The 22,958-nt window shown below is 68.6% G+C and carries 20 protein-coding genes; 12 read left to right on the top strand and 8 right to left on the bottom strand.

The features are described 5' to 3' along the window. Both ACTRWB_RS10935 and ACTRWB_RS10940 read right to left on the bottom strand, forming a co-directional pair. The coding region (locus tag ACTRWB_RS10935; protein WP_446901894.1) for an NAD(P)/FAD-dependent oxidoreductase at nucleotides 1-1,055 on the bottom strand (1,055 nt) is incomplete at its 3' end. Beyond that, nucleotides 1,052-1,984, bottom strand: a complete 933-nt coding sequence (locus ACTRWB_RS10940) for a 4-hydroxyproline epimerase (protein ID WP_446902043.1) — start codon at nucleotides 1,982-1,984, stop codon at nucleotides 1,052-1,054. The genes ACTRWB_RS10935 and ACTRWB_RS10940, both read right to left, overlap by 4 nt. 251 nt (nucleotides 1,985-2,235) lie before the next feature. On the opposite strand from ACTRWB_RS10940, the gene ACTRWB_RS10945 reads away from it, so the two are divergent. From ACTRWB_RS10945 to ilvD, 5 genes are all read left to right on the top strand, one after another. Next, nucleotides 2,236-3,156: a dihydrodipicolinate synthase family protein gene (locus tag ACTRWB_RS10945; protein WP_011547925.1), complete on the top strand. Its 921-nt coding sequence runs from the start codon at nucleotides 2,236-2,238 to the stop codon at nucleotides 3,154-3,156. Nucleotides 3,157-3,342: 186 nt separating this feature from the next. After that, nucleotides 3,343-4,968 (top strand): APC family permease, encoded by a 1,626-nt coding sequence (locus tag ACTRWB_RS10950; protein ID WP_343495317.1) that lies wholly within the window; start codon nucleotides 3,343-3,345, stop codon nucleotides 4,966-4,968. Nucleotides 4,969-5,045: 77 nt separating this feature from the next. Beyond that, nucleotides 5,046-6,638: an aldehyde dehydrogenase (NADP(+)) gene (locus tag ACTRWB_RS10955; RefSeq protein WP_446901895.1), complete on the top strand. Its 1,593-nt coding sequence runs from the start codon at nucleotides 5,046-5,048 to the stop codon at nucleotides 6,636-6,638. After that, nucleotides 6,631-7,653 carry an Ldh family oxidoreductase gene (locus tag ACTRWB_RS10960; RefSeq protein ID WP_446901896.1) on the top strand — a complete coding sequence of 341 codons (1,023 nt, stop codon included), beginning with the start codon at nucleotides 6,631-6,633 and terminating at the stop codon, nucleotides 7,651-7,653. Before ACTRWB_RS10955 ends, ACTRWB_RS10960 begins: the two co-directional genes overlap by 8 nt. A gap of 269 nt (nucleotides 7,654-7,922) precedes the next feature. Continuing rightward, the gene (gene ilvD / locus ACTRWB_RS10965) at nucleotides 7,923-9,782 is read left to right on the top strand and encodes a dihydroxy-acid dehydratase (RefSeq protein WP_412024760.1); all 1,860 of its coding nucleotides are present in this window, start codon (nucleotides 7,923-7,925) and stop codon (nucleotides 9,780-9,782) included. Between the two features lie 109 nt (nucleotides 9,783-9,891). Here ilvD and ACTRWB_RS10970 read toward each other — a convergent pair whose 3' ends face one another. Next, nucleotides 9,892-10,719, bottom strand: coding sequence for an SH3 domain-containing protein (locus ACTRWB_RS10970; RefSeq protein ID WP_446901897.1), 828 nt, complete (start codon nucleotides 10,717-10,719; stop codon nucleotides 9,892-9,894). A gap of 33 nt (nucleotides 10,720-10,752) precedes the next feature. Further along, nucleotides 10,753-11,163 carry a hypothetical protein gene (locus ACTRWB_RS10975; protein ID WP_446901898.1) on the bottom strand — a complete coding sequence of 137 codons (411 nt, stop codon included), beginning with the start codon at nucleotides 11,161-11,163 and terminating at the stop codon, nucleotides 10,753-10,755. A gap of 298 nt (nucleotides 11,164-11,461) precedes the next feature. On the opposite strand from ACTRWB_RS10975, the gene ACTRWB_RS10980 reads away from it, so the two are divergent. Then, on the top strand, nucleotides 11,462-12,997 hold the full coding sequence (locus tag ACTRWB_RS10980; protein WP_446901899.1) for a sigma-70 family RNA polymerase sigma factor: 1,536 nt from the start codon (nucleotides 11,462-11,464) through the stop codon (nucleotides 12,995-12,997). A gap of 181 nt (nucleotides 12,998-13,178) precedes the next feature. Beyond that, nucleotides 13,179-14,060, top strand: coding sequence for a helix-hairpin-helix domain-containing protein (locus tag ACTRWB_RS10985; protein WP_129517147.1), 882 nt, complete (start codon nucleotides 13,179-13,181; stop codon nucleotides 14,058-14,060). Nucleotide 14,061: 1 nt separating this feature from the next. Here ACTRWB_RS10985 and ACTRWB_RS10990 read toward each other — a convergent pair whose 3' ends face one another. Continuing rightward, entirely contained in the window at nucleotides 14,062-14,814 is a 753-nt protein-coding gene (locus ACTRWB_RS10990) for a hypothetical protein (protein ID WP_446901900.1), read from the bottom strand. 116 nt (nucleotides 14,815-14,930) lie between these two features. Beyond that, nucleotides 14,931-15,356 (bottom strand): helix-turn-helix domain-containing protein, encoded by a 426-nt coding sequence (locus ACTRWB_RS10995; protein ID WP_446901901.1) that lies wholly within the window; start codon nucleotides 15,354-15,356, stop codon nucleotides 14,931-14,933. A 140-nt stretch (nucleotides 15,357-15,496) separates the two neighbouring features. On the opposite strand from ACTRWB_RS10995, the gene ACTRWB_RS11000 reads away from it, so the two are divergent. Continuing rightward, on the top strand, nucleotides 15,497-15,994 hold the full coding sequence (locus ACTRWB_RS11000; RefSeq protein WP_446901902.1) for a DUF2938 domain-containing protein: 498 nt from the start codon (nucleotides 15,497-15,499) through the stop codon (nucleotides 15,992-15,994). Nucleotides 15,995-16,120: 126 nt separating this feature from the next. Here the strand turns inward: ACTRWB_RS11000 and ACTRWB_RS11005 are convergent, their stop codons facing one another. Continuing rightward, nucleotides 16,121-16,561, bottom strand: coding sequence for a MarR family winged helix-turn-helix transcriptional regulator (locus ACTRWB_RS11005; protein WP_129517143.1), 441 nt, complete (start codon nucleotides 16,559-16,561; stop codon nucleotides 16,121-16,123). Between the two features lie 183 nt (nucleotides 16,562-16,744). On the opposite strand from ACTRWB_RS11005, the gene ACTRWB_RS11010 reads away from it, so the two are divergent. After that, complete coding sequence (locus ACTRWB_RS11010; protein WP_446902044.1) at nucleotides 16,745-18,226, top strand: DHA2 family efflux MFS transporter permease subunit; 1,482 nt, start codon at nucleotides 16,745-16,747, stop codon at nucleotides 18,224-18,226. Nucleotides 18,227-18,273: 47 nt separating this feature from the next. Here the strand turns inward: ACTRWB_RS11010 and ACTRWB_RS11015 are convergent, their stop codons facing one another. Continuing rightward, nucleotides 18,274-19,788: an acetyl-CoA hydrolase/transferase family protein gene (locus ACTRWB_RS11015; protein ID WP_446901903.1), complete on the bottom strand. Its 1,515-nt coding sequence runs from the start codon at nucleotides 19,786-19,788 to the stop codon at nucleotides 18,274-18,276. 650 nt (nucleotides 19,789-20,438) lie between these two features. Here ACTRWB_RS11015 and ACTRWB_RS11020 point away from each other — a divergent pair. The 3 genes from ACTRWB_RS11020 to ACTRWB_RS11030 are packed head-to-tail and all read left to right on the top strand — an operon-like array spanning nucleotide 20,439 to nucleotide 22,923. After that, nucleotides 20,439-21,119, top strand: a complete 681-nt coding sequence (locus tag ACTRWB_RS11020) for a CDP-alcohol phosphatidyltransferase family protein (protein WP_446901904.1) — start codon at nucleotides 20,439-20,441, stop codon at nucleotides 21,117-21,119. Beyond that, a complete protein-coding gene (locus tag ACTRWB_RS11025; protein WP_343495304.1) occupies nucleotides 21,116-21,925 on the top strand; it encodes a HalD/BesD family halogenase in 810 nt (269 codons plus the stop codon). The genes ACTRWB_RS11020 and ACTRWB_RS11025 overlap by 4 nt, the downstream gene beginning before the upstream one ends. Beyond that, nucleotides 21,922-22,923 carry an HpnL family protein gene (locus ACTRWB_RS11030; protein ID WP_446901905.1) on the top strand — a complete coding sequence of 334 codons (1,002 nt, stop codon included), beginning with the start codon at nucleotides 21,922-21,924 and terminating at the stop codon, nucleotides 22,921-22,923. The genes ACTRWB_RS11025 and ACTRWB_RS11030 overlap by 4 nt, the downstream gene beginning before the upstream one ends. The last annotated feature ends 35 nt before the right edge of the window (nucleotides 22,924-22,958 follow it).

Genomic DNA, 22,958 nt, shown 5'->3' on the forward strand with positions numbered 1-22,958 from the left:
GGCCGTTCGCCGGTCATCAGCGCGGCAACGAGCCGCGCGCTGCCCGGCGCCGTTGTCACGCCGAGCCCTTCGTGCCCGACCGCGAGCCACACGCCCGGCCGCGCCGGGTGCTCGCCGAGCAGCGGCAGGCCGTCGGGGCTCGCCGAACGGAATCCCGTCCATGCGCGGAGCCCGTTCAGGTCGACCAGATCCGGCAGATATCCGACCGCGCGGCGCAGCATGCGCGCGAGCACAGGCGGCTCGACGCGGGCATCCTCGGTGTCGAACTGGCGCGACGAGCCGATCAGCAGCTGGCCGGTCGGACGTGGCTGCACGTTGAACGCGACCGACGTGCCGTCGCTCGCATGCGCGCTCGCCGCATAACCGAGCTCGACGAGCTGGTGCGACACCTGGCCCGGATAGCGGTCGGTAATGAGCAAATGGCCCTTTTTCGGGCGCAGCGGCAGCTCGGGCAGCAACGTGCGGGCCGCGACGCCGTTCGCGACGACCACGCGTTCCGCACGCAGCGTGTCGCCGCTCGCGAGCGTCACGCTCGGGCCATCGACCGCAACGGCCCTGTCGCGGCGCAACGCGATGCGCGGTGCGCGCTGCAGCAACCAGTTCGCGGTGACGGGTGCATAGAGGATCGCGTCGCCGGGTATCTTCAGCGCGCCGCCGAGGCCCGCGCGCAGCATCGGCTCCAGTTGCGCGAGCGTCGCCGCGCCGATCAGCTCGCCCGCCACGCCGTGCGCGGCAAGCGTCGCCTGCTTCGCGCGGGCCAGATCCATCTCGTGCGCATCGGCCGCGAGCCACAGCGTGCCGCAGTTGCGGTACGCGCAGCCTTCCGGCATCTCGCCGCTCAACGCGCGCCACAGCTCGATCGAGTAATGGCTCAGCGCGAGCTCGGCCGCGTTGTCGTCCATCGCGACGAGATGGCCCATCCCCGCGCCGGTCGCGCCGCCGCTCGCGTCGTCGACGACGAGCACGCGCAGCCCGCGCTGCGCGAGTTCGTGCGCGCACGCCGCGCCGACGATGCCGGCGCCGATCACGACGACGTCGGTCCTTGTTTCGCTCACGACACGATGCCCCAGCCGAATGGATCGTCTTCCTCGATCAGCAGCGTCGCTTCCGCGCTCAGGTGCGCGCTGCCGCGGATGGTCGGCACGATGCCGCCGTCGGCCTGCTCGTAGCTCGCCTGGAACACGCTGCCGATCACGCTCGCCTGCCGCCACACCGCGCCCGGCGCGAGCTTGCCGTCGGCCGCGAGGCACGCGAGCTTCGCGCTCGTGCCGGTGCCGCACGGCGAACGGTCGTACGCGAGGCCAGGGCACAGCACGAAGCTGCGGCTGTCGTGCGCGGGATCGTCGGCGAACAGCTCGATGTGGTCGATCTCGTCGCCGTTCGCGCCGGTGATGCCCGCGCGTTCGAGCCCTTCGCGCACGGCCGACGCATACGCGGTGAGCGCCGCGACGTTGTCGCCGGCGACGCGCTGCCCGTGATCGCTGATCAGGAAAAACCAGTTGCCGCCCCACGCGATGTCGCCCTTCACGGGGCCGTAACCCGGCACGTCGACCGCGACGCCCTGCGCGTGGCGATACGCGGGCACGTTGCGCACGCTGACCGACAGGTCGTCGTGCAGCGTCGCCTCGACGGTGCCGACGGGCGTTTCGATCCGGTGCATGCCGGGGCGGATGCGCCCCATGTGATGCAGCGTGCGCACGACGCCGATCGTGCCGTGCCCGCACATCCCGAGATAGCCGCTATTGTTGAAGAAGATCACGCCGGCCGCCGCGTCGGGCGACACGGGTTCGCACAGCAGCGCGCCAACCAGCACGTCGCTGCCGCGCGGCTCGAGGATGCACGCGGTGCGGTAACGGTCGTGCTCGCGCGCGAGCACGTCGCGGCGCTCGGCCATCGTGCCGTTGCCGAGCGACGGAAAGCCGGACACGACGAGCCGAGTGGGTTCGCCGCCCGTGTGCGAATCGATGATCTGGATGCGCTTCATCATGAGCCTTCCGAAGTGGGGAAAGGAGCATAGCTTCCTCTGTCGCGCGTCCGTCCGCTTGTGGCTTTTCGATGAGGACGACGACGAAATCGGCATAGTGCGAGGCGCCCTTCGCACGCCGTCCGGCCGCTGTGCCGATTTCGTCATTTTGCTCCGCGATACGACTCAAGCGTGATGGGCATTTGCGCGGCGATACTGGTTGCCACACCGACACACCTGTCGGCCGACCGATACGAACGTAGGAGATTTCAGTGAGCCGCAAAGCCATTCAGTGGACCGGGGTTTTCCCGGCCGTCAGCACCCAGTTCAAGCCGGACTTTTCCCTCGACATCGACGCCACGCACCGCGTGGTGAAGAACCTGGTGAACGACGGCGTGTCGGGCCTCGTGGTCTGCGGCACGGTCGGCGAAAACACGTCGCTGTCGACGAGCGAGAAACTCCAGGTGATCGAAGCCGCGCGCGATGCGGCCGGCGGCAAGATTCCGGTGATCGCCGGCATCGCCGAGTTCACGACCGAATTCGCGCGCAACACGGTGCGTGAAGCACAGCGCGTCGGCGTCGACGGCGTGATGGTGATGCCCGCGCTCGTCTACTCGGCCAAGCCGCACGAAACCGCCGCGCACTTCCGCGCGGTCGCGACGAGCACCGACCTGCCGGTGATGGTCTACAACAACCCGCCGATCTACAAGAACGACGTGACACCCGACGTACTGATCGCGCTGCAAGACTGCGAAAACATCGTCTGCTTCAAGGATTCGTCGGGCGATACGCGCCGCTTCATCGACCTGCGCAATGCGGTCGGCGATCGCTTCGTGCTGTTCGCGGGCCTCGACGACGTCGTGGTCGAGAGCATTGCCGTGGGCGCCGAAGGCTGGGTGTCGGGCATGTCGAATGCGTTCCCGAAGGAAGGCGAGACGCTGTTCCGCCTCGCGAAGCAGAAGCGGTTCGACGAAGCGCTCGCGCTGTACCGCTGGTTCATGCCGCTGCTGCACCTCGACGCGCGCCCCGATCTCGTGCAGTGCATCAAGCTGTGCGAAGAGCTGGTCGGCCGCGGCAGCGCGATCACGCGTCCGCCGCGCCTCGCGCTGCAGGGCGACACGCTCGCGGAAGTGAAGGCGATCGTCGCGAAGGCGCTCGAAACGCGCCCGGCATTGCCCGACGTCGGTCTCTGACCGATTCTCCCCGGCGGCGGCGCAAGGTTTTCCCCCTCGCGCCGCCGTCTCCGGTCCGGCATGGCCCACACGGGCCCGCCCCGGTCGTTCGAACCGGGCGACGCCGGCCGGCAGGCGTGCGCCGCTGCTCCGTCGGAGCGCGGCGCACTCGACGCCTGCACCGCCATTCCCCCAGGAGACAAGCCCATGCCAGGCCAAGGCAATGCTCACCCGTCCGTCCCGCTTTCCGGTTCCGCGCACCCCGACGCGGGTCACGGCAAGTTCAAGAAACAGCTGTCGCTGACCGATCTCACGTTCATCGGTCTCGGCGCCATTTTCGGTTCGGGGTGGCTGTTCGCCGCGAGTCACGTGTCGACGATCGCGGGCCCGGCCGGCATCTTCTCGTGGCTGTTGGGCGGCTTCGCGGTGCTGCTGCTCGGCATCGTCTATTGCGAACTCGGCGCCGCGCTGCCGCGCGCGGGCGGTGTGGTCCGCTATCCGGTGTTCTCGCACGGCCCGCTGCTCGGCTACCTGATGGGCTTCATCACGCTGATCGCCTTTTCGAGCCTGATCGCGATCGAAGTCGTCGCCGCACGCCAATATGCGGCCGCGTGGTTTCCGGGCCTGACCGTCGAAGGATCGAGCGACCCGACGACGATCGGCTGGCTCGTGCAGGCCGCGCTGCTGTGCTTCTTCTTTTACCTGAACTATTCGAGCGTGAAGACGTTCGCGAAGGCGAACAACATCATCAGCATCTTCAAGTTCATCGTGCCGCTCGCGGTGATCGGCGTGCTGTTCACGTTCTTCAAGCCCGCGAACCTGACCGTGCACGGCTTCGCGCCGTTCGGCATGCCGGGCATCGAGATGGCCGTGTCCGCGGGCGGCATCATTTTCGCGTACCTCGGGCTCACGCCGATCGTGTCGGTCGCGAGCGAGGTGCGTAATCCGCAGCGCACGATCCCGATCGCGCTGATCCTGTCGATCCTGCTGTCGACGCTGATCTACGTGCTGCTGCAGCTCGCGTTCATCGGCAGCATTCCGACCGCGATGCTCGCGGGCGGCTGGCATGACGTGAGCAAGGCATTTTCGCTGCCGTACCGCGACATCGCGCTTGCGCTCGGCGTCGGCTGGCTCGCGGTGATGGTCGTCGCCGACGCGATGATCTCGCCGAGCGGCTGCGGCAACATCTACATGAACGCGACGCCGCGCGTCGTCTACGGCTGGGCGAAGACGGGCACCTTCTTCAAGGTGTTCACGCGCGTCGACGAAGCGTCGGGCATCCCGCGCGCGGGCCTGTGGCTCACGTTCGGCCTCGCGATCTTCTGGACGATGCCGTTCCCGTCGTGGGAAGCGCTGATCAACATCGTGTCGGCCGCGCTGGTGCTGAGCTATGCGGTCGCGCCCGTGTCGGTCGCCGCACTGCGACGCACCGCCCCTGACCTGCCTCGGCCGTTCCGCGCGAGCGCGTTCGGCATCACCGGGCCCGCGTCGTTCGTGATCGCCGCGCTGATCGTCTACTGGTCGGGCTGGAGCACGGTGTCCTGGCTGCTCGGCCTGCAGATCGTGATGTTCGTCATCTATCTCGCGTGCCGCCGCTGGGTGCCGACCGCGCACCTGAGCCTCGCCGAACAGGTGCGCTCTTCCGCGTGGCTGATCGCGTTCTATGCGGCGATGATCGTCCTGTCGTATCTCGGCGGCTTCGGCGGCACGGGCCAGCTCGCGCATCCGTACGACACGGTCGTCGTCGCGGCCGTCGCGCTGGTCATCTACTACTGGGGCGCCAACACAGGCGTCCGCTCCGACAAGCTGCAACTCGACGACGACGAGGACTGACGCGCCCGTCTCCCCTTTCACACCATCCCTTCGGCCGGGCGCCCCACGCCCGGCCCCTGTTTTTTCCGAGGAAAACCATGCAAATCACAGGTCAGCTCCTGATCGGCCCGTCCGCCGTCACCGGACAGAACGGCACCCTTCACGCGATCGCCGCCGCGACCGGCGAACGGCTCGAACCCGCTTTCGGCGGCGCGAGCCTGCACGACCTGGAGACGGCCTGCGCACTCGCCGACGACGCGTTCGACACGTACCGCGAAACGAGTCTCGACGCGCGCGCCGCGTTTCTCGACGCGATCGGCCGCCACATCATGGCGCTCGGCGACGACCTGATCGAGCGCTGCGTCGCCGAAACGGGCCTGCCGCGCGCCCGCGTCGAAGGCGAGCGCGGCCGCACGGTCGGCCAGCTCGGGCTGTTCGCGTCGCTCGTGCGCGACGGCGGTTTTCTCGATGCGCGGATCGATCCGGCGCGCCCCGAGCGCAAGCCGCTGCCGCGCGTCGACCTGCGCCTGCGCAACGTCGCGGTCGGGCCCGTCGCCGTGTTCGGCGCGTCGAACTTCCCGCTCGCGTTCTCGGTCGCCGGTGGCGATACCGCTTCGGCGCTCGCGGCCGGCTGCCCGGTGATCGTCAAGGCGCATTCCGCGCATCCGGGCACGTCGGAACTGGTCGGCCGCGCGATCCAGCAGGCCGCGCGCGAATGCGGGATGCCGGCCGGCGTGTTCTCGCTGCTGTTCGACGCGTCGCGCGAGATCGGCCAGGCGCTCGTCGCCGATCCGCGCATCAAGGCCGTCGGCTTCACCGGCTCGCGCCGCGGCGGCGTCGCGCTGATGCACATCGCGGCCGCGCGCCCCGAGCCGATTCCCGTCTACGCGGAAATGAGCTCGATCAATCCGGTGCTGCTGTTGCCCGCCGCGCTCGATGCGCGCCACGCTACGATCGCGCCGCAGTTCGTCGCGTCGCTCACGCTCGGCGCCGGCCAGTTCTGCACGAACCCGGGCCTCGTGCTTGCCGTCGACGGCCCCGCGCTGCGCGCGTTCGAAGCCACGGCGGCCGATGCCGTGCGCGCGGCGGCCGCGCAGACGATGCTGACGCCCCCCATCCACGCGAGCTACGTGCACGGCGTCACGGCGCTGCGCGATCACGAGGCGGTCGAGCTGCTGGCGGAAGGCGCCGAAGGCGGCCGCCATCAGGCCCGCGCGGCGCTGTTCGCGACGTCGGCCAATGCGTTCATCGCGCACCCCGAACTGCGCGAGGAAGTGTTCGGCCCTGCTTCGCTGATCGTGCGCTGCCCGGACGCCGACATGCTGCATCGCGTGCTGAAGTCGCTCGAAGGCCAGTTGACGATCGCCGCGCATCTCGCCGACGGCGACGCGCCGCTGTTCGCCACGCTGCGTCCCACGCTCGAACGCAAGGCCGGCCGCATTCTCGTTAACGGTTTCGGCACCGGCGTCGAGGTCGGTCATGCGATGGTGCACGGCGGCCCGTTCCCGGCAACCTCCGACACGCGCACGACCTCCGTCGGCGCACGCGCGATCGAGCGCTTCCTGCGCCCGGTGTCGTACCAGGACCTGCCGGACGCGCTGCTGCCGGACGCGATCCGCGACGGTAATCCGCTGAACGTGCCGCAACGCATCGACGGCGTGCCCGCGCCGCGGGAGGCGAACCATGTCTGAGCACACCACCGAAGTCGTCCTGTCGCTCGATGAAGTCCACGCGCTCGCGCTGCGCGTGCTGACGCACAACGGGATGTCCGATGCGCACGCGCATGCCATCGCCAACGTGATCACGCAGGGCCAGCGCGACGAATGCCATTCGCACGGCGTGTACCGGCTGCTCGTGTGCGTGCGTTCGCTGCGCAAGGGCAAGGTCGATCCGCAGGCCGTGCCGACGCTGCGTCGGCTGTCGTCGTCGATCGTCGCGGTCGACGCGCATCGCGGCTTCTCGCTGCTGAGCTTCGAAACCGGGCTGCCCGTGCTGGTCGAGATGGCGAAGCAGCACGGAATCGCCGCGATGGCGATCAATCACTGCTACCACTTCTCCGCGCTGTGGCCCGAGGTCGAGGCGATCGCGGCCGAGGGACTGGTCGGCATCGCGATGAACCCGAGCCATAGCTGGGTCGCGCCGGAAGGCGGGCGCGAGCCCGTGTTCGGCACGAACCCGATCGCGTTCGCATGGCCGCGCCCGGGCGGCGAGCCATTCGTGTTCGATTTCGCGACGAGCGCGATCGCGCGCGGCGACATCGAGCTGCACGCGAAGCAAGGCAAGGCGATTCCGCCGCACTGGGCGATCGACGCCGACGGCCAGCCGACCACCGACCCGAAGGCCGCGCTGCAGGGTGCGATGCGTACGTTCGGCGGCCACAAGGGCTCGGCGCTCGCGGCGATGGTCGAACTGCTCGGCGGCGCGCTGATCGGCGACATGACGAGCCGGGAATCGATGGACTTCGACGAAGGCGTCGGCGCGACGCCGTGCCACGGCGAGCTCGTGATTGCGTTCGACCCGAAGGTGTTCCTCGGCGACGATCTCGACGCGGGGCTCGCGCGCGGCGAGCGGATGTTCGGCTCGATCGTCGCGCAAGGCGCGCGGCTGCCGTCGCAACGGCGCTTCGACGCCCGCGCGCGCAGCATCGCGAACGGCGTGCGGATTCCGAAGGCGCTGTACGACGAGATCCTGACGCTGCTCGACTGACGCCGGCGGGCGGAAGCCGCGCGCATTCATCGCCGATCAACGCGCGATCCGGACGGTCGCGCGGGCGTGCCGCGGCCGCCCGCGCATTGCGCGCCGGGCACGCCGCACGCGCCGGTTGCCGGCCCCGCGGGCGCCACGCGCCCGGCGGCTGTGGGATAATCGTGCGGTTTGCCCAGGGCGCAGCTCAAGAGGTTGTTCGCACGGGCGCGAGAGAGGCCTTTATTCCCGTGCCTCCACCCTTTTCCCGCGATATTTCTTCAGCAACGACAATGCCCATTTACCGTTCCAAAACCTCCACCGCCGGCCGCAACATGGCAGGCGCGCGCTCGCTGTGGCGCGCCACCGGCATGAAAGACGACGATTTCTCGAAGCCGATCATCGCGGTCGTCAACTCGTTCACGCAGTTCGTGCCCGGGCACGTGCACCTGAAGGATCTCGGCCAGCTGGTTGCGCGCGAGATCGAGGCTGCCGGCGGCGTCGCGAAGGAATTCAACACGATCGCGGTCGACGACGGCATCGCGATGGGCCACGACGGCATGCTCTATTCGCTGCCGAGCCGCGACATCATTGCCGACTCGGTCGAATACATGGTGAACGCGCATTGCGCGGACGCGATGGTGTGCATCTCGAACTGCGACAAGATCACGCCCGGGATGCTGATGGCCGCGATGCGCCTGAACATTCCGGTGATCTTCGTGTCGGGCGGCCCGATGGAAGCCGGCAAGACGCGCCTCGCGAACCCGATCACCAAGACCGTCGAACTGAAGAAGCTCGACCTCGTCGACGCGATGGTGATCGCGGTCGACCCGTCGTATTCCGACGCCGAAGTCGCCGAAGTCGAACGCTCGGCCTGCCCGACCTGCGGTTCGTGCTCGGGCATGTTCACCGCGAACTCGATGAACTGCCTGACCGAAGCGCTCGGCCTGTCGCTGCCCGGCAACGGCACGGTGGTGGCCACGCACGCCGATCGCGAACAGCTGTTCAAGCGCGCCGGCCGCCGCATCGTCGAACTGACGCGCCAGCACTACGAGCAGGACGACATGCGCTTGCTGCCGCGCTCGGTCGGCTTCGCGGCATTCGAGAACGCGATGACGCTCGACATCGCAATGGGCGGTTCGACCAACACGATCCTGCACTTGCTGGCGATCGCGCAGGAAGCCGGCATCGACTTCACGATGAAGGACATCGACCGCCTGTCGCGCACCGTGCCGCAGCTGTGCAAGGTTGCGCCGAACACGAACAAGTACCACATCGAGGACGTGCACCGCGCAGGCGGGATCATGGCGATCCTCGGCGAGCTCGAGCGCGCCGGCAAGCTGCACACCGACGTGCCGACCGTGCACGCACCGACGCTGAAGGACGCGCTCGACCAGTGGGACATCGTCCGCACGCAGGACGAAGCGGTCCGCAAGTTCTACCTGGCCGGCCCGGCCGGCATCCCGACGCAGGTCGCGTTCAGCCAGGACACGCGCTGGCCGAGCCTCGACCTCGACCGCGCCGAAGGCTGCATCCGCTCGTACGAGCATGCGTTCTCGAAGGAAGGCGGCCTCGCCGTGCTGACGGGCAACATCGCGCTCGACGGCTGCGTGGTGAAGACGGCCGGCGTCGACGAGAGCATCCTCGTGTTCGAGGGCTCGGCTCACGTCACCGAATCGCAGGATGAAGCGGTCGAAAACATCCTGAACGACAAGGTCAAGGCCGGCGACGTGGTGATCGTGCGCTACGAAGGCCCGAAGGGCGGCCCCGGCATGCAGGAAATGCTCTACCCGACCAGCTACATCAAGTCGAAGGGGCTCGGCAAGGCTTGCGCGCTGCTGACGGACGGTCGCTTCTCGGGTGGCACGTCGGGTCTGTCGATCGGCCATTGCTCGCCGGAAGCGGCAGCAGGCGGCGCGATCGGCCTCGTGCGCGACGGCGACAAGATCCGCATCGACATCCCGAACCGCACGATCAACGTGCTGGTGTCGGACGAGGAACTGGCGCGCCGCCGCGAAGAGCAGAACGCAAAGGGCTGGAAGCCGGCGCAGCCGCGCCCGCGCAAGGTATCCGCAGCGCTGAAGGCCTACGCGAAGCTGGTCATGTCGGCCGACAAGGGTGCGGTGCGCGACCTGTCGCTGCTCGACGACTGACGGAGTGGGCGCGGGCTGCTCAGAGCCGCCCGCTCGCCCGATCCAGAAGCCGCTCTACGGAGCGGCTTTTTTTCGTCCGGCTCCGGGAGAAACCGCGGCGCTGCCGCCGTCAGTGACGGAACTCGTCGGTGCCACCACCGCCACCGCCTCCGCCACCACCGCCGCTACCACCACCGTGGCTGCCGCCGCCGTTTCCACCGCCTTGCGGCCGCGCACCGTAGCCACCACCGCCCCCTCCACCGCCCTGGCGCATCGGCGGAGGCATCGTGCGCGCCTCTCCGCCCGGCCCGGTCGGCGCATGCAGCACGGCCGGCGGCGGGCCCGCCGGACGGGCATTACCGCCGGCGTTCGGCATCGGCGCGGGTGCCTGCGGCGGCGGCGTGCGGATCGCACCGTTCCAGCCACCGCGTGCGGCCGACGGCCGTGCGTCATGCTGCGCGGGCGGGCCGCCCGGTGCGACCTGCATCGTCCCGCCCGGTTGCGGACGCCCCTGTCCCGGCGGCATGCCTCCGGGGCCGAGCCTCGGCTCCGGACGATGCGCCCAGCGATCGCGGTCGTGAAACCACGGCCGGTTGCGATAGTAGCGATCCCAGTACGCGGCGATCGCGAATCCGGTAATCGGGACACCGATGATCGCGCCATATTCCAGCATCGGCACGTAGCTGCCCTGGTACGGATATTCGAGCAGTTGCGCATCGATCCAGCCGCGCACGCCCGGCAGCGCGACATCGCACCACGAGTAGTCGCTCAGGCAGCCGAACACATCCAGCGCCGTATCGGGCGGGATCTGCGCGACCACCGGATAATCGGGTGCCGGCCCCGCGTACAGTTCGGCCGGCGAATTCGTATAAGCGCTGCTTTGCGCATCGGCGACGCCCGGCGCGGCCGCGAGGCCAAGCAGGACGACGCACAGACTTCGGACAATCGTGTTGCTCATGATGCTCTCCCGCGCGGTACCGCCGCGCGCCGGTCAGTGCCGATGGCCGCCGCCACCCCAATGCCCGCCGCCCCACGGGCGGTGCCAGTAACCGCCGCGGCCACCCCAGTATCCGCCGCCCCAACGGCCCCAGAAGCCGATCGTCACGGGCGGCCCGTACCAGCCCGGGTAGTATGCGGGGTAGTAGACCGGATACGGCGGCGGCACATAGGCCGGTGCGACATACACAGGTGCCTGCGCGTCGACGTCGGCCGGCGTGCCGGGCACCGGTGAAAGGGCCGGACCGGATGGGGCCGGTGCCACCGGGATTTCGCGCTGCGTCAACGTGGCGGGCACCGGCGCGTAATAAGGCGCATAGCCGTACGGGCTCGTGTAGTAACAGCCGCCGAGCGTCAGCGCGGCGAGCGCGATGACGGCAGGCCTCGCGGCGGGAATCGGGTTCATCTCATGCTCCGGCAGAATCCGCGCGTCGCCGCCGGGCGCGCGCTTGACTCTAGCTTACGTCCCCTGCAGATTTCCGCGGGTATGATCGGTTACTTTTTGTTTCCTGCACCGGACGGTCGTGCGAGCATGGCGCGTGCCGGCACGTCTGCCGCACCCGCGTTGAAGTTGGCGGAAATGCCCTCAACTTGAACGATGTCAGGCTGACCGGCGCGAACGGGCGTTCGCGGACACCCGGGTTGCCAGAACCAGGCGGACTTCGGCCCGCCCAGACAGGAACGCGGCTCACGCCGCCATCGACATGACTACGCCACGCCCCACTCCCCGGGCGGACTCGCCGCTCGATCCGATCATCCAGTTGCTGGCGCTTGCCGGCGAACAGGGTTATCTGACGCACGCCGACCTCGTCGACGCGCTGCCGCCCGAAAGCGACAGCCCCGACGCGCTCGAGGTCGTGCGCGCCGCGCTCGCCGACATCGGCATCGCCGTGCTCGACGAGCCGGCCGCGCCCGCGCCGTTTGCCGGCACGGCGCCTGTCGACGTCGATCGCGACGCGCTCGACGAAGGCCGGGCCGTGCTCGGCGACCTCGCTCGCGGCACGAGCGCGTCGACCGATCCGCTCGCGCTCTACATGCGGCGCATGCAGGCGGTATCGCTGCTCACGCGCGAAGGCGAAATCGTGCTCGCCCGCGAGATCGAGACGGGCCGCCACCAGGTGCTGCACGCGGTGGCCGGCTGTCCGGCGGCGGTCGACGCGCTGCTTGCGCGTCACCGCGCGACGGGTGCGGCCGCCGCAACCGGTCCGTCCGATGACGACACCGCCGACACGCCGTTGCCCGCCAGCTACGACGCACTGCAGGCAGCCGTCTCTGCGTTGCGCGGCGCACTGCTTGTGCATGGCTGCCGTTCGGACGAATACCGCGACGCACGCAACCGCATGGCCGCCCTGCTCGGTTCGATCGCGTGGGTCGCGCCGGCCGTCGACGACGCGAGCCGCGTCGTGCGCGCGCTTGCGGCAGCGCCGCGTGACACAGCCACCGGCGAAAGCGCCCGCTTCGACGCGGTCGCGCGACGGGCACTCGCGGCTGCGCTGAGCGACGGCCAGCAGAAAGTGCACGACGCCACCCGCGCGATGCTCGAGGCGAACCTGCGGCTCGTGCTGTCGATCGCGCGCAAGTACATGAACCGCGGCGTCGACCTGCCCGATCTCGTGCAGGACGGTTGCCTCGGCCTGATGCGCGCGATCGAGAAATTCGAATACCGGCGCGGGTTCAAGTTCTCGACCTACGCGACCTGGTGGATCCGCCAGGCGATCACGCGCGCGGTCGCGGATCGCTCGCGCACGATCCGGGTGCCCGTGCACGTCGGCGACCAGTATCAGCGCGTGCAGCGGCATGCGCTGCGCTTTCGCCAGCGCACCGGCCGCAAGGCGACGCCGGCCGAACTCGCGGCCGAAACCGGCCTCGACGAGGACAAGCTGCGCGCGGTGCTCGCGCTGCCCGCCGAGCCCCTCTCGATCGACACGCCGCTGCCCGACGCGGACACCGGCCTCGTGGATCTGATCGAGGACCAGGCGTCGGCCAGCCCGTTCGAGCAACTGGCCGACACGCGCATGCGCGAATGCGTGACGTCGCTGCTCCGGTCGGTCACGCCGGCCGAGGCCGACGTGCTGCGCCGGCGCTTCGGCCTCGGCGGCACCGAGCCCGATACGTACGACGCGATCGCGCACGACGCGGGCATGTCGCGCGAGCGCGTGCGGCAGATCGAGAAGCGCGCGCTCGCCACGCTGCGCACGGCCGCCGAGGCCGAGAACGCGCAGTCGTTTCTCGACGCGTGATCGGGTCAAGCGACGCACGGTCGTGCCATCTGCCGGCACGACCGTGCGCTTCGCGCATGTGCTACGTTTGCCATTGACGTGCGTCAAGTTTTGTTCATCGCGTACCGCGACAATGGTGAAAGGCCGACCGGCGCATCGCTCGCCGCGTCCATTTCGTTTGTGCTTCCCCAGGTCCCGCGCCATGCAGACGACCATCAGCCAAACGTACGAGGAAAACCGGCATATCGCGGCATGCCTGCGCGAGGCCGCTCAGCGGCTGGCCGACCAGGGTGCGAATCCGTATCGGGTCGCCGCGTACCGCGCGTCGGCCGATACGGTCGATGCGCTCGACCACGACATCCGCACGCTGTTCGAGGCCGGTGGCGTGGATACGCTCGGCGCGCTGCCCGAGATCGGCACGGGCGTTGCGCAGGCCATCGCCGAGCTGCTGGTGACCGGGCGCTGGCGCCAGCTCGACCGCCTGTGCGGTGACGCTGAACGCGCCTCCGCGTTCGAAGCCGTGCCGGGCATCGGCCACGGGCTCGCGCTGCGCATTCACGACCTGCTGCATATCGATACGCTCGAGGAACTCGAACGCGCGGCCCGCAACGGCCAGCTCGAGACGATCTCGGGGGTCGGCCCGCGGCGCGCGGCCGGCATCCGCAGCGCGCTCGACGACGTGCTAACCCGCCGCCGGCGCTGGCAGGGCCACGCGCAAGACGCCGGCCCCGGCACGGAACCGCCGGTCGAACTGCTGCTCTACATCGACCGCCTGTACCGCAACAAGGCGGCCGCCGGCGTGCTGCCGACGCTCGCGCACCGGCGCTTGAACGCGGACGGCTACGTGCCGCCGCCCGTGATGCACATGACCAAAGGCGGCTGGCATTTCACGGCGCTGTGCCTGCTGGCCGCCGCGCGCACGCCGGAAGCCGGCCGCCCCACGAACTGGGTGTCACTCTATTTCTACGACGCCGCGCAGTGCGAGCACCAGCGCACCGTCTTCACCGAAACGTTCGGCTCGCTCGTCGGCAAGCGCATCGTGCGCGGGCGCGAGAGGGAATGCCGCGTGTATTACGCGGGATGAGTCATGCGTCGGAGGCTTCGCTGACGTCGAATGCCGCGTCGAGCACGGACGCGATCTCGCGACACGCATGAGTGAGCGCACGTGAACGACGATCGGAATGTTCCAGATCGAGATCGAACAACGTCGAATGCGACACGTATTCGGCAGCCCTTTCCCGGTTCGGCACGTCAAACCATAACGTCACCATGTAGCCGCCCACCCAGCGCAGCGGCATCACCAGCGTGAGTTGCAGTCTCGTGATCGCGCCGTGGCGAAACCGGAAGCCGTCGTCGCCGACGCGGAACCCCGACCACGCACCGTCGTTCGACACGAACACGGTCAGCGTGTCGTCCGCCGCCGCAAGCTCGGCCACCGAAACCATCGCCGCGCCCGAACTGTCGCAACCTGCGTCGACCTCCACGAACGATTCGATTCCCCGCTTCAACTCGTCGTAGAAACGGCGCGTGACGTCGAGCCGCGTGTCGTCGGCCACCAGCACCAGTTGCTTGAATCGCGCATGCTCGCCGAATCGCAACCGCACGTCCGGCTCGTCATCCGGCTCGGCCTCAAGGAGGTCGGCCGGCACGATCGTCGCAGGCGGCGCGGCGGCCGCACGCCGCCGTTTCACCCAGGCAGCACCCCACGTCAGCAGCGCGGTCTGCGTCGCCAGCACGGCGGCCAGCGTCGCGAACCCGGCGAGAAACCCGTAATGCGGCCCGACCTTCGATGCCGCGTACGCGGCCGGAAGCACGTAAAGCAGAAAGAAAAACCACACGCGGCAACCCCGTTGTTCCTGTTTGCGACGTCCGGACGGGTGTAGCGCGGCGCGCCACCCTGCCTCCGGACCTCCCCTGCATCCCGCCGATGACGCGCATCGCGCGGGCCGACCGCCTAAGCGCCTTCCGCCTTCGTGCGGCGCACCGGATGACGATGCGCGGCGATGCGCAGCAGCTTCTGGAACGACGGGCATTCGAGATGGTTCGACGCCGGGCACACGGCCGCATGGCGCAGCGCATCGCGCACGGCGCCGAGGCGGCGGATCGTGAGATCGAGTTCGTCGGCCTTGCCGTCGAGCTTCGCGCGATCGATCGCGGGCCGGCCGTCGGTGCCGACCATCGCAAGGATGTCGTCGAGCGAAAAACCGGCCTCGCGGCCGAGCGCGATCAGCGCCAGGCGCTCCAGCACCGACTCGTCGTATTGCCGCCGCAGCCCGTGCCGGCCGATCGGGACGATCAGCCCCTTTTCCTCGTAATAGCGCAGCGTCGATGCGGGCAATCCCGTGCGACGCGCGACCTCCGCAATGTCCAGACGGCTCATGCTTGACCTCAAGTGAACTTGAGGTAGCAAGATAGTCGCTCGACTCCGTAAAGACAAGCCTGGACCATCATGAAACCGCTGAACCCAACCCGCCTTCCACTGCGCCGTGTCGCCGTCGCCGTCCACCGCGGAGGCGCCCGATGAGCCCGACCGATATCCTGTTCGACCTGCTGCTGATCGGCGCGGGCGCCACGCTCGTGATGGATCTATGGGCGCTGTTCCGGCGGCGTGCGTTCGGCATTCCGTCGCTCGACTACGCGCTGGTCGGCCGCTGGATCGGCCACATGACGCGCGGACGGTTCCGGCACGTGTCGATCGTCGCCGCGCCGCCCGTGCCGGGCGAGCGCGCAGTCGGCTGGATCGCGCATTACACGATCGGCATCGCGTTCGCGGCGCTGCCCGTCGCGATCGCGGGCACGGCGTGGATCGGCACGCCGACGCCGTTGCCCGCGCTCGTCGCCGGCCTCGCCAGCATGGTCGCGCCGTTCTTCGTGATGCAGCCCGCGTTCGGCTTCGGCATCGCGGCATCGCGCACGCCGCATCCGGGCGTCGCGCGCCGGCGCAGCATCGTCACGCATCTGTCGTACGGTGTGGGTCTCTATCTGGCGGCGTTCGCGCTCGCGGCGCTGGGCCGTTGAACATGCGGCTTTGCGGGTGCCATGCCAGCATCGCCGAAGCCTGCGATGCGTCGTGCCGGTGCCCTGTCTCCGCCGTTCTCGTCGTTTTCGATCCTGCCACCCGGCGCGCCCGGATGGCCATGTCCGTCACTCCCCGCCGCAGTCGATCAGGTTGTGGCGTACGCGCCCGAGCAGCCGTACCAGCGTATCGCGCTCGTCGGGCGTGAAGCCGCGCAGCCCGTCGTCGGTGACGGTATCGCCGACTTCGAGCATCTGCGGAAAGATCTCGCGCGCCTTGTCGGTCAGCCGGATCACGAACGCGCGACGGTCGTCGTCGTTCGAGATGCGTTCGATCCAGCCATAACTTTCCATCCGGTCGAGCAGCCGCGTGAGCGAGATCGGCGTGATTTCGAGCCATTCGGCGAGCCGCGCCTGATTCATCTCGCCCTTCCACGTCAGGTAGGCGAGCACACGGCTTTGCGCGCGCGTCAGCCCGATGCGCTTCGCGCGCCGGTCGAACAGGCGTCCTTGCAGGCGGGCCACGTCTGAAATCAGGTAGCCGATCCGGCTCTCGTAGGTCTTGTCCATCCGCCGATTATAGGGTCAAGCCGTCATCGGCCCGCGGCTCGCGCTCCAGCGATAAGCACATACATGATAAGCATGCTTATAATTGGCGCCATGCCGGATCGCCGCCCACGGCGACCGCCCCACGGAGACACCCGCTTGAACCCCGCCGCCGACGTCCCCGCCTCGCCCGCCCTGAACCGGCCGATGCTGACCCTGTCGATCATGCTCGCCACGCTGATCCAGACCCTCGACAGCACGATCGCGAACGTCGCGCTGCCACATATGCAGGGCACCCTGTCCGCGTCGCAGGACGAGATCACGTGGGTGCTGACCTCCTATATCGTCGCCGCGGCGATCGCGACGCCGCTCACCGGCTGGCTGTCCGACCGGCTCAGCGTCAAGCGGCTGCTGATCGTCTCGATCGCGGGCTTCACGGTCGCATCGGCGCTGTGCGGGCTGGCCGAGTCGCTCGTGCAGATCGTCGGCGCGCGGCTGCTGCAGGGTGTGTTCGGCGCCGCGCTGGTGCCGCTGTCGCAGTCGATCCTGCTCGACATCAACCCGCGCGAGAAACAAGGCCAGGCGATGGCGATCTGGGGGATGGGCGTGATGGTCGGCCCGATCCTCGGCCCGACGCTCGGCGGCTGGCTCACCGACAGCTACAACTGGCGCTGGGTGTTCTTCATCAACGTGCCGATCGGCGCGTTCGCGCTGGCCGGCGTGATGACCTTCCTGCCCGCGCGTGCGCCGCGCCCGCATGTGAAATTCGACGCATTCGGCTTCGCGACACTGGCGCTCGCGATCGGCGCGTTCCAGGCGATGCTCGACCGCGGCGAACAGCTCGACTGGTTCGGTTCGTACGAGATCCGCATCGAGGCGCTCGTCGCGGCGCTCAGCTTCGCGTTCTTCCTCGTGCATACGGCGACCGTCGGCAAGGCATCGTTCTTCAAGTCGGAATTGCTGCGCGACCCGAATTTCGCCACGGGCACGCTGTTCATCTTCGTGGTCGGCGCGGTGCTGTACGCGACGCGCGCGCTGCTGCCGCCGATGCTGCAGAACCTGATGGGCTACCCGGTCGCGACGACGGGCCTCGTCACCGCGCCGAGCGGCGCCGGCACGATGATCGCGATGCTGTTCGTCGGAAGGCTGCTGAAATACGTGGATGCGCGGATGCTGCTGCTCGCGGGGCTGTCGATTTCCGCGCTCGCGCTCTGGCAGATGATGCAGTACACGGTCGTGCTGTCCGAATCGGACATCGTGTGGCCGGGCGTGGTCCAGGGCTTCGGGCTGGGGCTCGTGTTCGTGCCGCTGAGCGCGCTGTCGTTTTCGACGCTGGCGCCCGACCTGCGCGCGGACGGCACGGCCACCTACAGCCTGATGCGCAACATCGGCAGCAGCATCGGCATCTCGATCGTGCAGACGCTGATGACGCGCAACACGCAGGTCTCGCATGCGGATCTCGCCGCCCACATCACGCCGTTCAACCCGGCCGTGCAGGCAATGTCCGGCAGCCGCCTCGACCTCGCACTGCTCGACAGCACGATCAACCAGCAGGCGACGATGATCGCGTACCTGAACGACTTCAAGCTGATGTTCGTCGCGACGCTGCTGATGATTCCGCTGTTGCTGCTGATCCGCCCGCCGCAGAAAACGGCGAGCGTCGATGTCGCGCACGCGGCGATGGATTGACGATCACGGCGGGCGCACGCGACGCGCGCCCGGCGCGGGTGGTTGCATCAGACCTTCATTGTCCCGGTCCGCACGTAGCGCTCGTGCCACGACAGCGCCTCGGCGAGCAGGTGCGGCGTGTGCTTGCCGAAGCTGTCGTGCGACGCGCGCTCGAAGTAATCCTCGAGCATCGGCCGGTAATCCGGATGCGCGCAGGTCGCGATGACCTTGCGCGCGCGCTGCTTCGGCGACAGGCCGCGCAGGTCCGCGAGGCCCTGCTCGGTGACGACCACCGCGACGTCGTGCTCGGTATGGTCGACGTGGCTCGCCATCGGCACGATCCGCGAGATCGCGCCGCCCTTCGCGGTACTCGCCGACATGAAGCACGACAGGTAGCCGTTGCGCGCGAAGTCGCCCGAGCCGCCGATGCCGTTCTGGATCTTCGTGCCCATCACGTGCGTCGAGTTCACGTTGCCGTAGATGTCAGCCTCGATCATCCCGTTCATCGCGATGCAGCCGAGGCGGCGCACGAGCTCCGGATGATTGCTGATCTCCTGCGGGCGCAGCACGATCTTCTCGCGGAACGTCGCGATCTCGTCGGCGAAGCGCTGCACGGCGGCCGGGCTCAGCGACAGCGCGGTGGCCGACGCGAAGCTCAGCGTGCCGTCGTCGAGCAGGTCGAGCATCGCGTCCTGGATCACTTCGGTGTACGCGGTCAGGTTCGAGAAGCCGGCCGAGCTGAGTTCCGCGAGCACTGCGTTCGTGATGTTGCCGACGCCCGACTGCAGCGGCAGCAGGTTTTCCGGCAGGCGGCCGCGCTTCACTTCGTGGCGCAGGAAGTCGATCAGTTGCAGCGCGATCTGCTTCGACGTCTCGTCCGGCGCGGAGAACGCGTTGCTGCGATCCGGCGCGTCGGTCTCGACGATCGCGACGATCTTGTCGGCCGGGCAGCGCAGGTACGGCTCGCCGATCCGGTCGTCGCTCTTCGTCAGCGGAATCGGCTTGCGGTGCGGCGGCAGCGCGGTGCCGTAATAGACGTCGTGCATCCCGTCGAGGCCGAGCGGTTGGCGCGCATTGACCTCGAGGATCACGTGCTTCGCGCGTTCGAGCCACGTCTTGTTGTTGCCGATCGACGCGGACGGAATCAGCAGCCCGTCCTCGCGGATGCCCGCGACTTCGACGATCGCGACGTCGAGATCGCCGTACAGCCCGAACCACGCATATTGCGCGACGTGGCTCAGGTGGACGTCCTGGTAGTCGACTTCGCCGCTATTGATCTTGTCGCGCAGCGTCGGGTCGGACTGGTACGGCAACCGCATCGAGATGCCGTTGGTGCGGGCGAGCGCGCCGTCGAGTTCCGGCGCGGTCGACGCGCCCGTCAGCACGTTGATCCGGAAATCCTCGCCGCGCGTGTGCGCCGCGTCGATGTGGGCGGCAAGCGCGGCCGGCACGGCCTTCGGATAACCCGAACCCGTGAAGCCGCTCATGGCGACGGTCATGCCGGGACGGATCAGCGCGGCGGCTTCGTCGGCGGTGCGGACGAGCGAACGCAGGGCGGGAGCGAGGATGCGTGATGAAGACATGGCTGGTTTCTGACGCTTTGGTCTGTCGTTGATGTCGCGGGGGCGCTCCGGAGCGACATGAAGCCCTTGGGGCCGCTCGGGGCGGCCGGCACCACAGGCACGGTCGGAGTATCGCAGAGGCGATCGCCGCGAAATGTCCGCTGAATGCAAAAGATCCTTACCGAATTTGCCGGGTATCGAACGACCGTTCTGTGACAGGCGATCCGCATGCGTCGAATGCACACGAAAGGTGCACGAAAGCTGCGATCGAATGGCCAGCCGACGATCGCCAACCCGTGCGCATTAATCGGCGGATTTCCATTGAAATTTATCGCCTGTCCATCAACAATCGACGACCCGTCTGCGGCGCGGCCAATTGTCGCCCGATGCGGCTGTTCCGGGCCTGACGCGGGTCAAGGTTGCACGCGCCGCGCGCCGCCCGCCGGCATGCGAGAAAATAACCGCCGCGCCGGCCTCGGAGGCCCGTCCGCCCTTGACACCCGCACGATGCGAACCACACTGGAATACGGGTGCGGCCGCCCCGTTTGCCTGCCCTTTCGCATGCGCGGTTTTCGACCGGCCGACACCCGCTGGACGCGGTAACACTCTTGTATGTCAGGACATTGATTGAATAAAAAGCAACAAATTACAATTCCGTATATATTTCGCCGATGGACCAAAGAAAAAACGCCACACGCTCCGAGCCCCCCCTGCCACGCACCTGGGATGCGCGGCTCGCGCGCTCGCTTGTCCGACCGCTCGTCGATACGCCGGTCACCCCGAATCACCTCACTACACTGCGTCTGCTGATCGGCCTCGCCGGCGCCTGGTGCCTCGCGCACGGCGGTTTCGGCTGGAGCAACGCGGGCGCGTTCCTGATCGTGCTGTCGAACTTCGTCGATCACACCGATGGCGAACTCGCGCGCATCAGCGGCAAAACCAGCAAGATCGGCCATTTTTACGACCTCGCGGCCGACGCGCTCGTCACGATCGCGCTGTTCGTCAGCATGGGCCTCGGCATCGTCGCCCAGGGCGGCCAGATGGCCGCGTCGCCGGTGCTGCTCGGCGCGGTGGCCGGCGCGGCCGTCGCACTGATCTTCTTCCTGCGCATGCGGATCGAATCGATCGCCGGCAAGGCCGGCACCAAGCAGGCATTCGCAGGCGGCTTCGAGACCGAAGACGTGCTGTACCTGCTGCCGCTCGTGACGCTCGTCGACGGCGTCGAGCCGTTCCTGCTCGCGGCGTCGATCGGCGCGCCGCTGTTCGCCGCCTGGGTCGTGATCGACTGGTGGCGCATCGTCCGGCGCGGCAACCTCCCGCAGAACCCTACTGAAATCCAGGCTTCCAAATGACTCCTAGCACGCGCGACGACTCCGTGCTGAGCCCGGCACGCCCCGCGCCTGCACGCGCGGCCGCGTCCGACCCCGATCGCACCGTGGCCGACCGCGTCGGCCATCTCGACCTCGACCGCCTGCGCGGCGACTACACGCGCCAGGGGTCGTTCCTGTATCTCGACACGTTCCTGCCGGCCGACGCGCACGCGAAGCTGGCGGCGGCCGCCCGCGCGATGCAGGCCGGCCTGAACCGCAATTACCTGCCCGGCCACAAGCAGGGCGGCAGCGTGAGCCGCCACACGATCGACGAGCAGGCGCCGTACATCGCCGAACTGTATCGATCGAAGGCGCTGATCAGCTTCCTCGAGAAGGTCACGGGCGACAAGCTGATGCTGTCGCCGGACGACGATCCGCACGCGTACGCGCTGTATTACTACACGAAGCCCGGCGACCACATCGGCTGGCACTACGACACGTCGTACTACGACGGCCGCCGCTACACGCTGCTGATCGGCGTGATCGACGAATCGTCGTGCCGGCTCGACTACGAGCTGCACACGCGCAATCCGGACGTGGCCGACGAACCGGGCTCGGTGCAGATCGCCGACGGCGGCATCGTGCTGTTCGACGGCGACAAGCTGCGCCACCGCATCACGCCGCTCGGCCAGAACGAGATGCGCGTGTCGCTCACGTTCGAATACGTGACGAACCCCGGCATGCGGCCGTGGAAGCGCTTCATCTCGAACATGAAGGACGCGATCGCGTATTTCGGTTTCCGCCAGGTGTTCAAGCAACTGGCCACGCGACGCACGACCGGGTCATGACACGCGCCGGCCTGATCCTGCTGTCCCTCGGGACGGCACTCTTCATCGCACTCCTCGCATGGCAAGGCGTCGGCGCGGTCGCGTCCACGTTTCTCGCGGCCGGCTGGGGGCTCGCGCTCGTCGCGGCGTTCCACGTCGTGCCGCTCGTGATCGACGCGGTCGCGATCTCGGTGATGTTCCGTCGCGGCCAGCCGGGCGCCGAACTCGGCAACGCGCTGCGTGCGCGCTGGGTCGGCGAATCGGTCAACAGCCTGCTGCCTGCCGGGCAGATCGGCGGCCCCGTGCTGATGGTGCGCCACCTCGCGCAGCGCGGCACGCGGATGGCCGATGCGGCGGCGGCGGTCACCGTCAGCACGACGATGCAGGCGCTCGCGCAAATGGCGTTCGCGCTGATCGGCATCTGCGCGTTCAGCCTGTATGCGACGCACGAGTCGGTCGCGCACCTGCGCACGCCCGCGCTGATCGCCACCGGCGTGCTCGGCACCCTCGCCGCGCTGTTCTATGTCGCGCAGCGGCGCGGGCTGTTCGGCCGCGGCATGCGTCTCGCGTCGAAGTTGCTCGGCCCGCGCGACTGGTCGTCGCTCGCGACCCGTGCCGATGCGATCGACGAAGCGGTCGGTGCGCTGTACCGCGATCGTGCGAAGGTCGCGAAGACGTTCGCACTAAGCCTCGTCGGCTGGATCGTCGGCACCGCGGAAGTGTGGCTCGCGCTGCACTTCCTCGGGCACCCGGTCAGCTGGCTCGACGCGCTGCTGCTCGAGAGCGTCGGCCAGGCGATCCGCGGTGCGGCCTTCGCGATCCCGGGCTCGCTCGGCGCGCAGGAAGGCGGCTACCTGCTGCTCGCGCCGCTGGTCGGCCTGCCGCCCGACGCGGCGCTTGCGCTGTCGCTCGCGAAGCGCGCGCGCGAACTCGCGCTCGGCCTGCCCGGCCTGCTCTATCTGCATTTCAGTGAAAGAAACTGGCAGCGGCGCCGTGCGCCGCAGCCGCTCGCCGACTGATCGTTCAGATCCGCCGGCTTTTTGGTTGGAGAACC

Source organism: Burkholderia sp. YIM B11467, assembly GCF_052952715.1.

What these genes read in the sequence shown, in the direction of transcription:
- ACTRWB_RS10940 (WP_446902043.1), bottom strand. Translation starts at nt 1,984, where the DNA reads ATGAAGCGCATCCAGATCATCGATTCGCACACGGGCGGCGAACCCACT.
- ACTRWB_RS10950 (WP_343495317.1), top strand. Translation starts at nt 3,343, where the DNA reads ATGCCAGGCCAAGGCAATGCTCACCCGTCCGTCCCGCTTTCCGGTTCC.
- ACTRWB_RS10955 (WP_446901895.1), top strand. Translation starts at nt 5,046, where the DNA reads ATGCAAATCACAGGTCAGCTCCTGATCGGCCCGTCCGCCGTCACCGGA.
- ACTRWB_RS10960 (WP_446901896.1), top strand. Translation starts at nt 6,631, where the DNA reads ATGTCTGAGCACACCACCGAAGTCGTCCTGTCGCTCGATGAAGTCCAC.
- ilvD (WP_412024760.1), top strand. Translation starts at nt 7,923, where the DNA reads ATGCCCATTTACCGTTCCAAAACCTCCACCGCCGGCCGCAACATGGCA.
- ACTRWB_RS10970 (WP_446901897.1), bottom strand. Translation starts at nt 10,719, where the DNA reads ATGAGCAACACGATTGTCCGAAGTCTGTGCGTCGTCCTGCTTGGCCTC.
- ACTRWB_RS10975 (WP_446901898.1), bottom strand. Translation starts at nt 11,163, where the DNA reads ATGAACCCGATTCCCGCCGCGAGGCCTGCCGTCATCGCGCTCGCCGCG.
- ACTRWB_RS10980 (WP_446901899.1), top strand. Translation starts at nt 11,462, where the DNA reads ATGACTACGCCACGCCCCACTCCCCGGGCGGACTCGCCGCTCGATCCG.
- ACTRWB_RS10985 (WP_129517147.1), top strand. Translation starts at nt 13,179, where the DNA reads ATGCAGACGACCATCAGCCAAACGTACGAGGAAAACCGGCATATCGCG.
- ACTRWB_RS10995 (WP_446901901.1), bottom strand. Translation starts at nt 15,356, where the DNA reads ATGAGCCGTCTGGACATTGCGGAGGTCGCGCGTCGCACGGGATTGCCC.
- ACTRWB_RS11000 (WP_446901902.1), top strand. Translation starts at nt 15,497, where the DNA reads ATGAGCCCGACCGATATCCTGTTCGACCTGCTGCTGATCGGCGCGGGC.
- ACTRWB_RS11005 (WP_129517143.1), bottom strand. Translation starts at nt 16,561, where the DNA reads ATGGACAAGACCTACGAGAGCCGGATCGGCTACCTGATTTCAGACGTG.
- ACTRWB_RS11010 (WP_446902044.1), top strand. Translation starts at nt 16,745, where the DNA reads ATGCTGACCCTGTCGATCATGCTCGCCACGCTGATCCAGACCCTCGAC.
- ACTRWB_RS11015 (WP_446901903.1), bottom strand. Translation starts at nt 19,788, where the DNA reads ATGTCTTCATCACGCATCCTCGCTCCCGCCCTGCGTTCGCTCGTCCGC.
- ACTRWB_RS11020 (WP_446901904.1), top strand. Translation starts at nt 20,439, where the DNA reads ATGGACCAAAGAAAAAACGCCACACGCTCCGAGCCCCCCCTGCCACGC.
- ACTRWB_RS11025 (WP_343495304.1), top strand. Translation starts at nt 21,116, where the DNA reads ATGACTCCTAGCACGCGCGACGACTCCGTGCTGAGCCCGGCACGCCCC.
- ACTRWB_RS11030 (WP_446901905.1), top strand. Translation starts at nt 21,922, where the DNA reads ATGACACGCGCCGGCCTGATCCTGCTGTCCCTCGGGACGGCACTCTTC.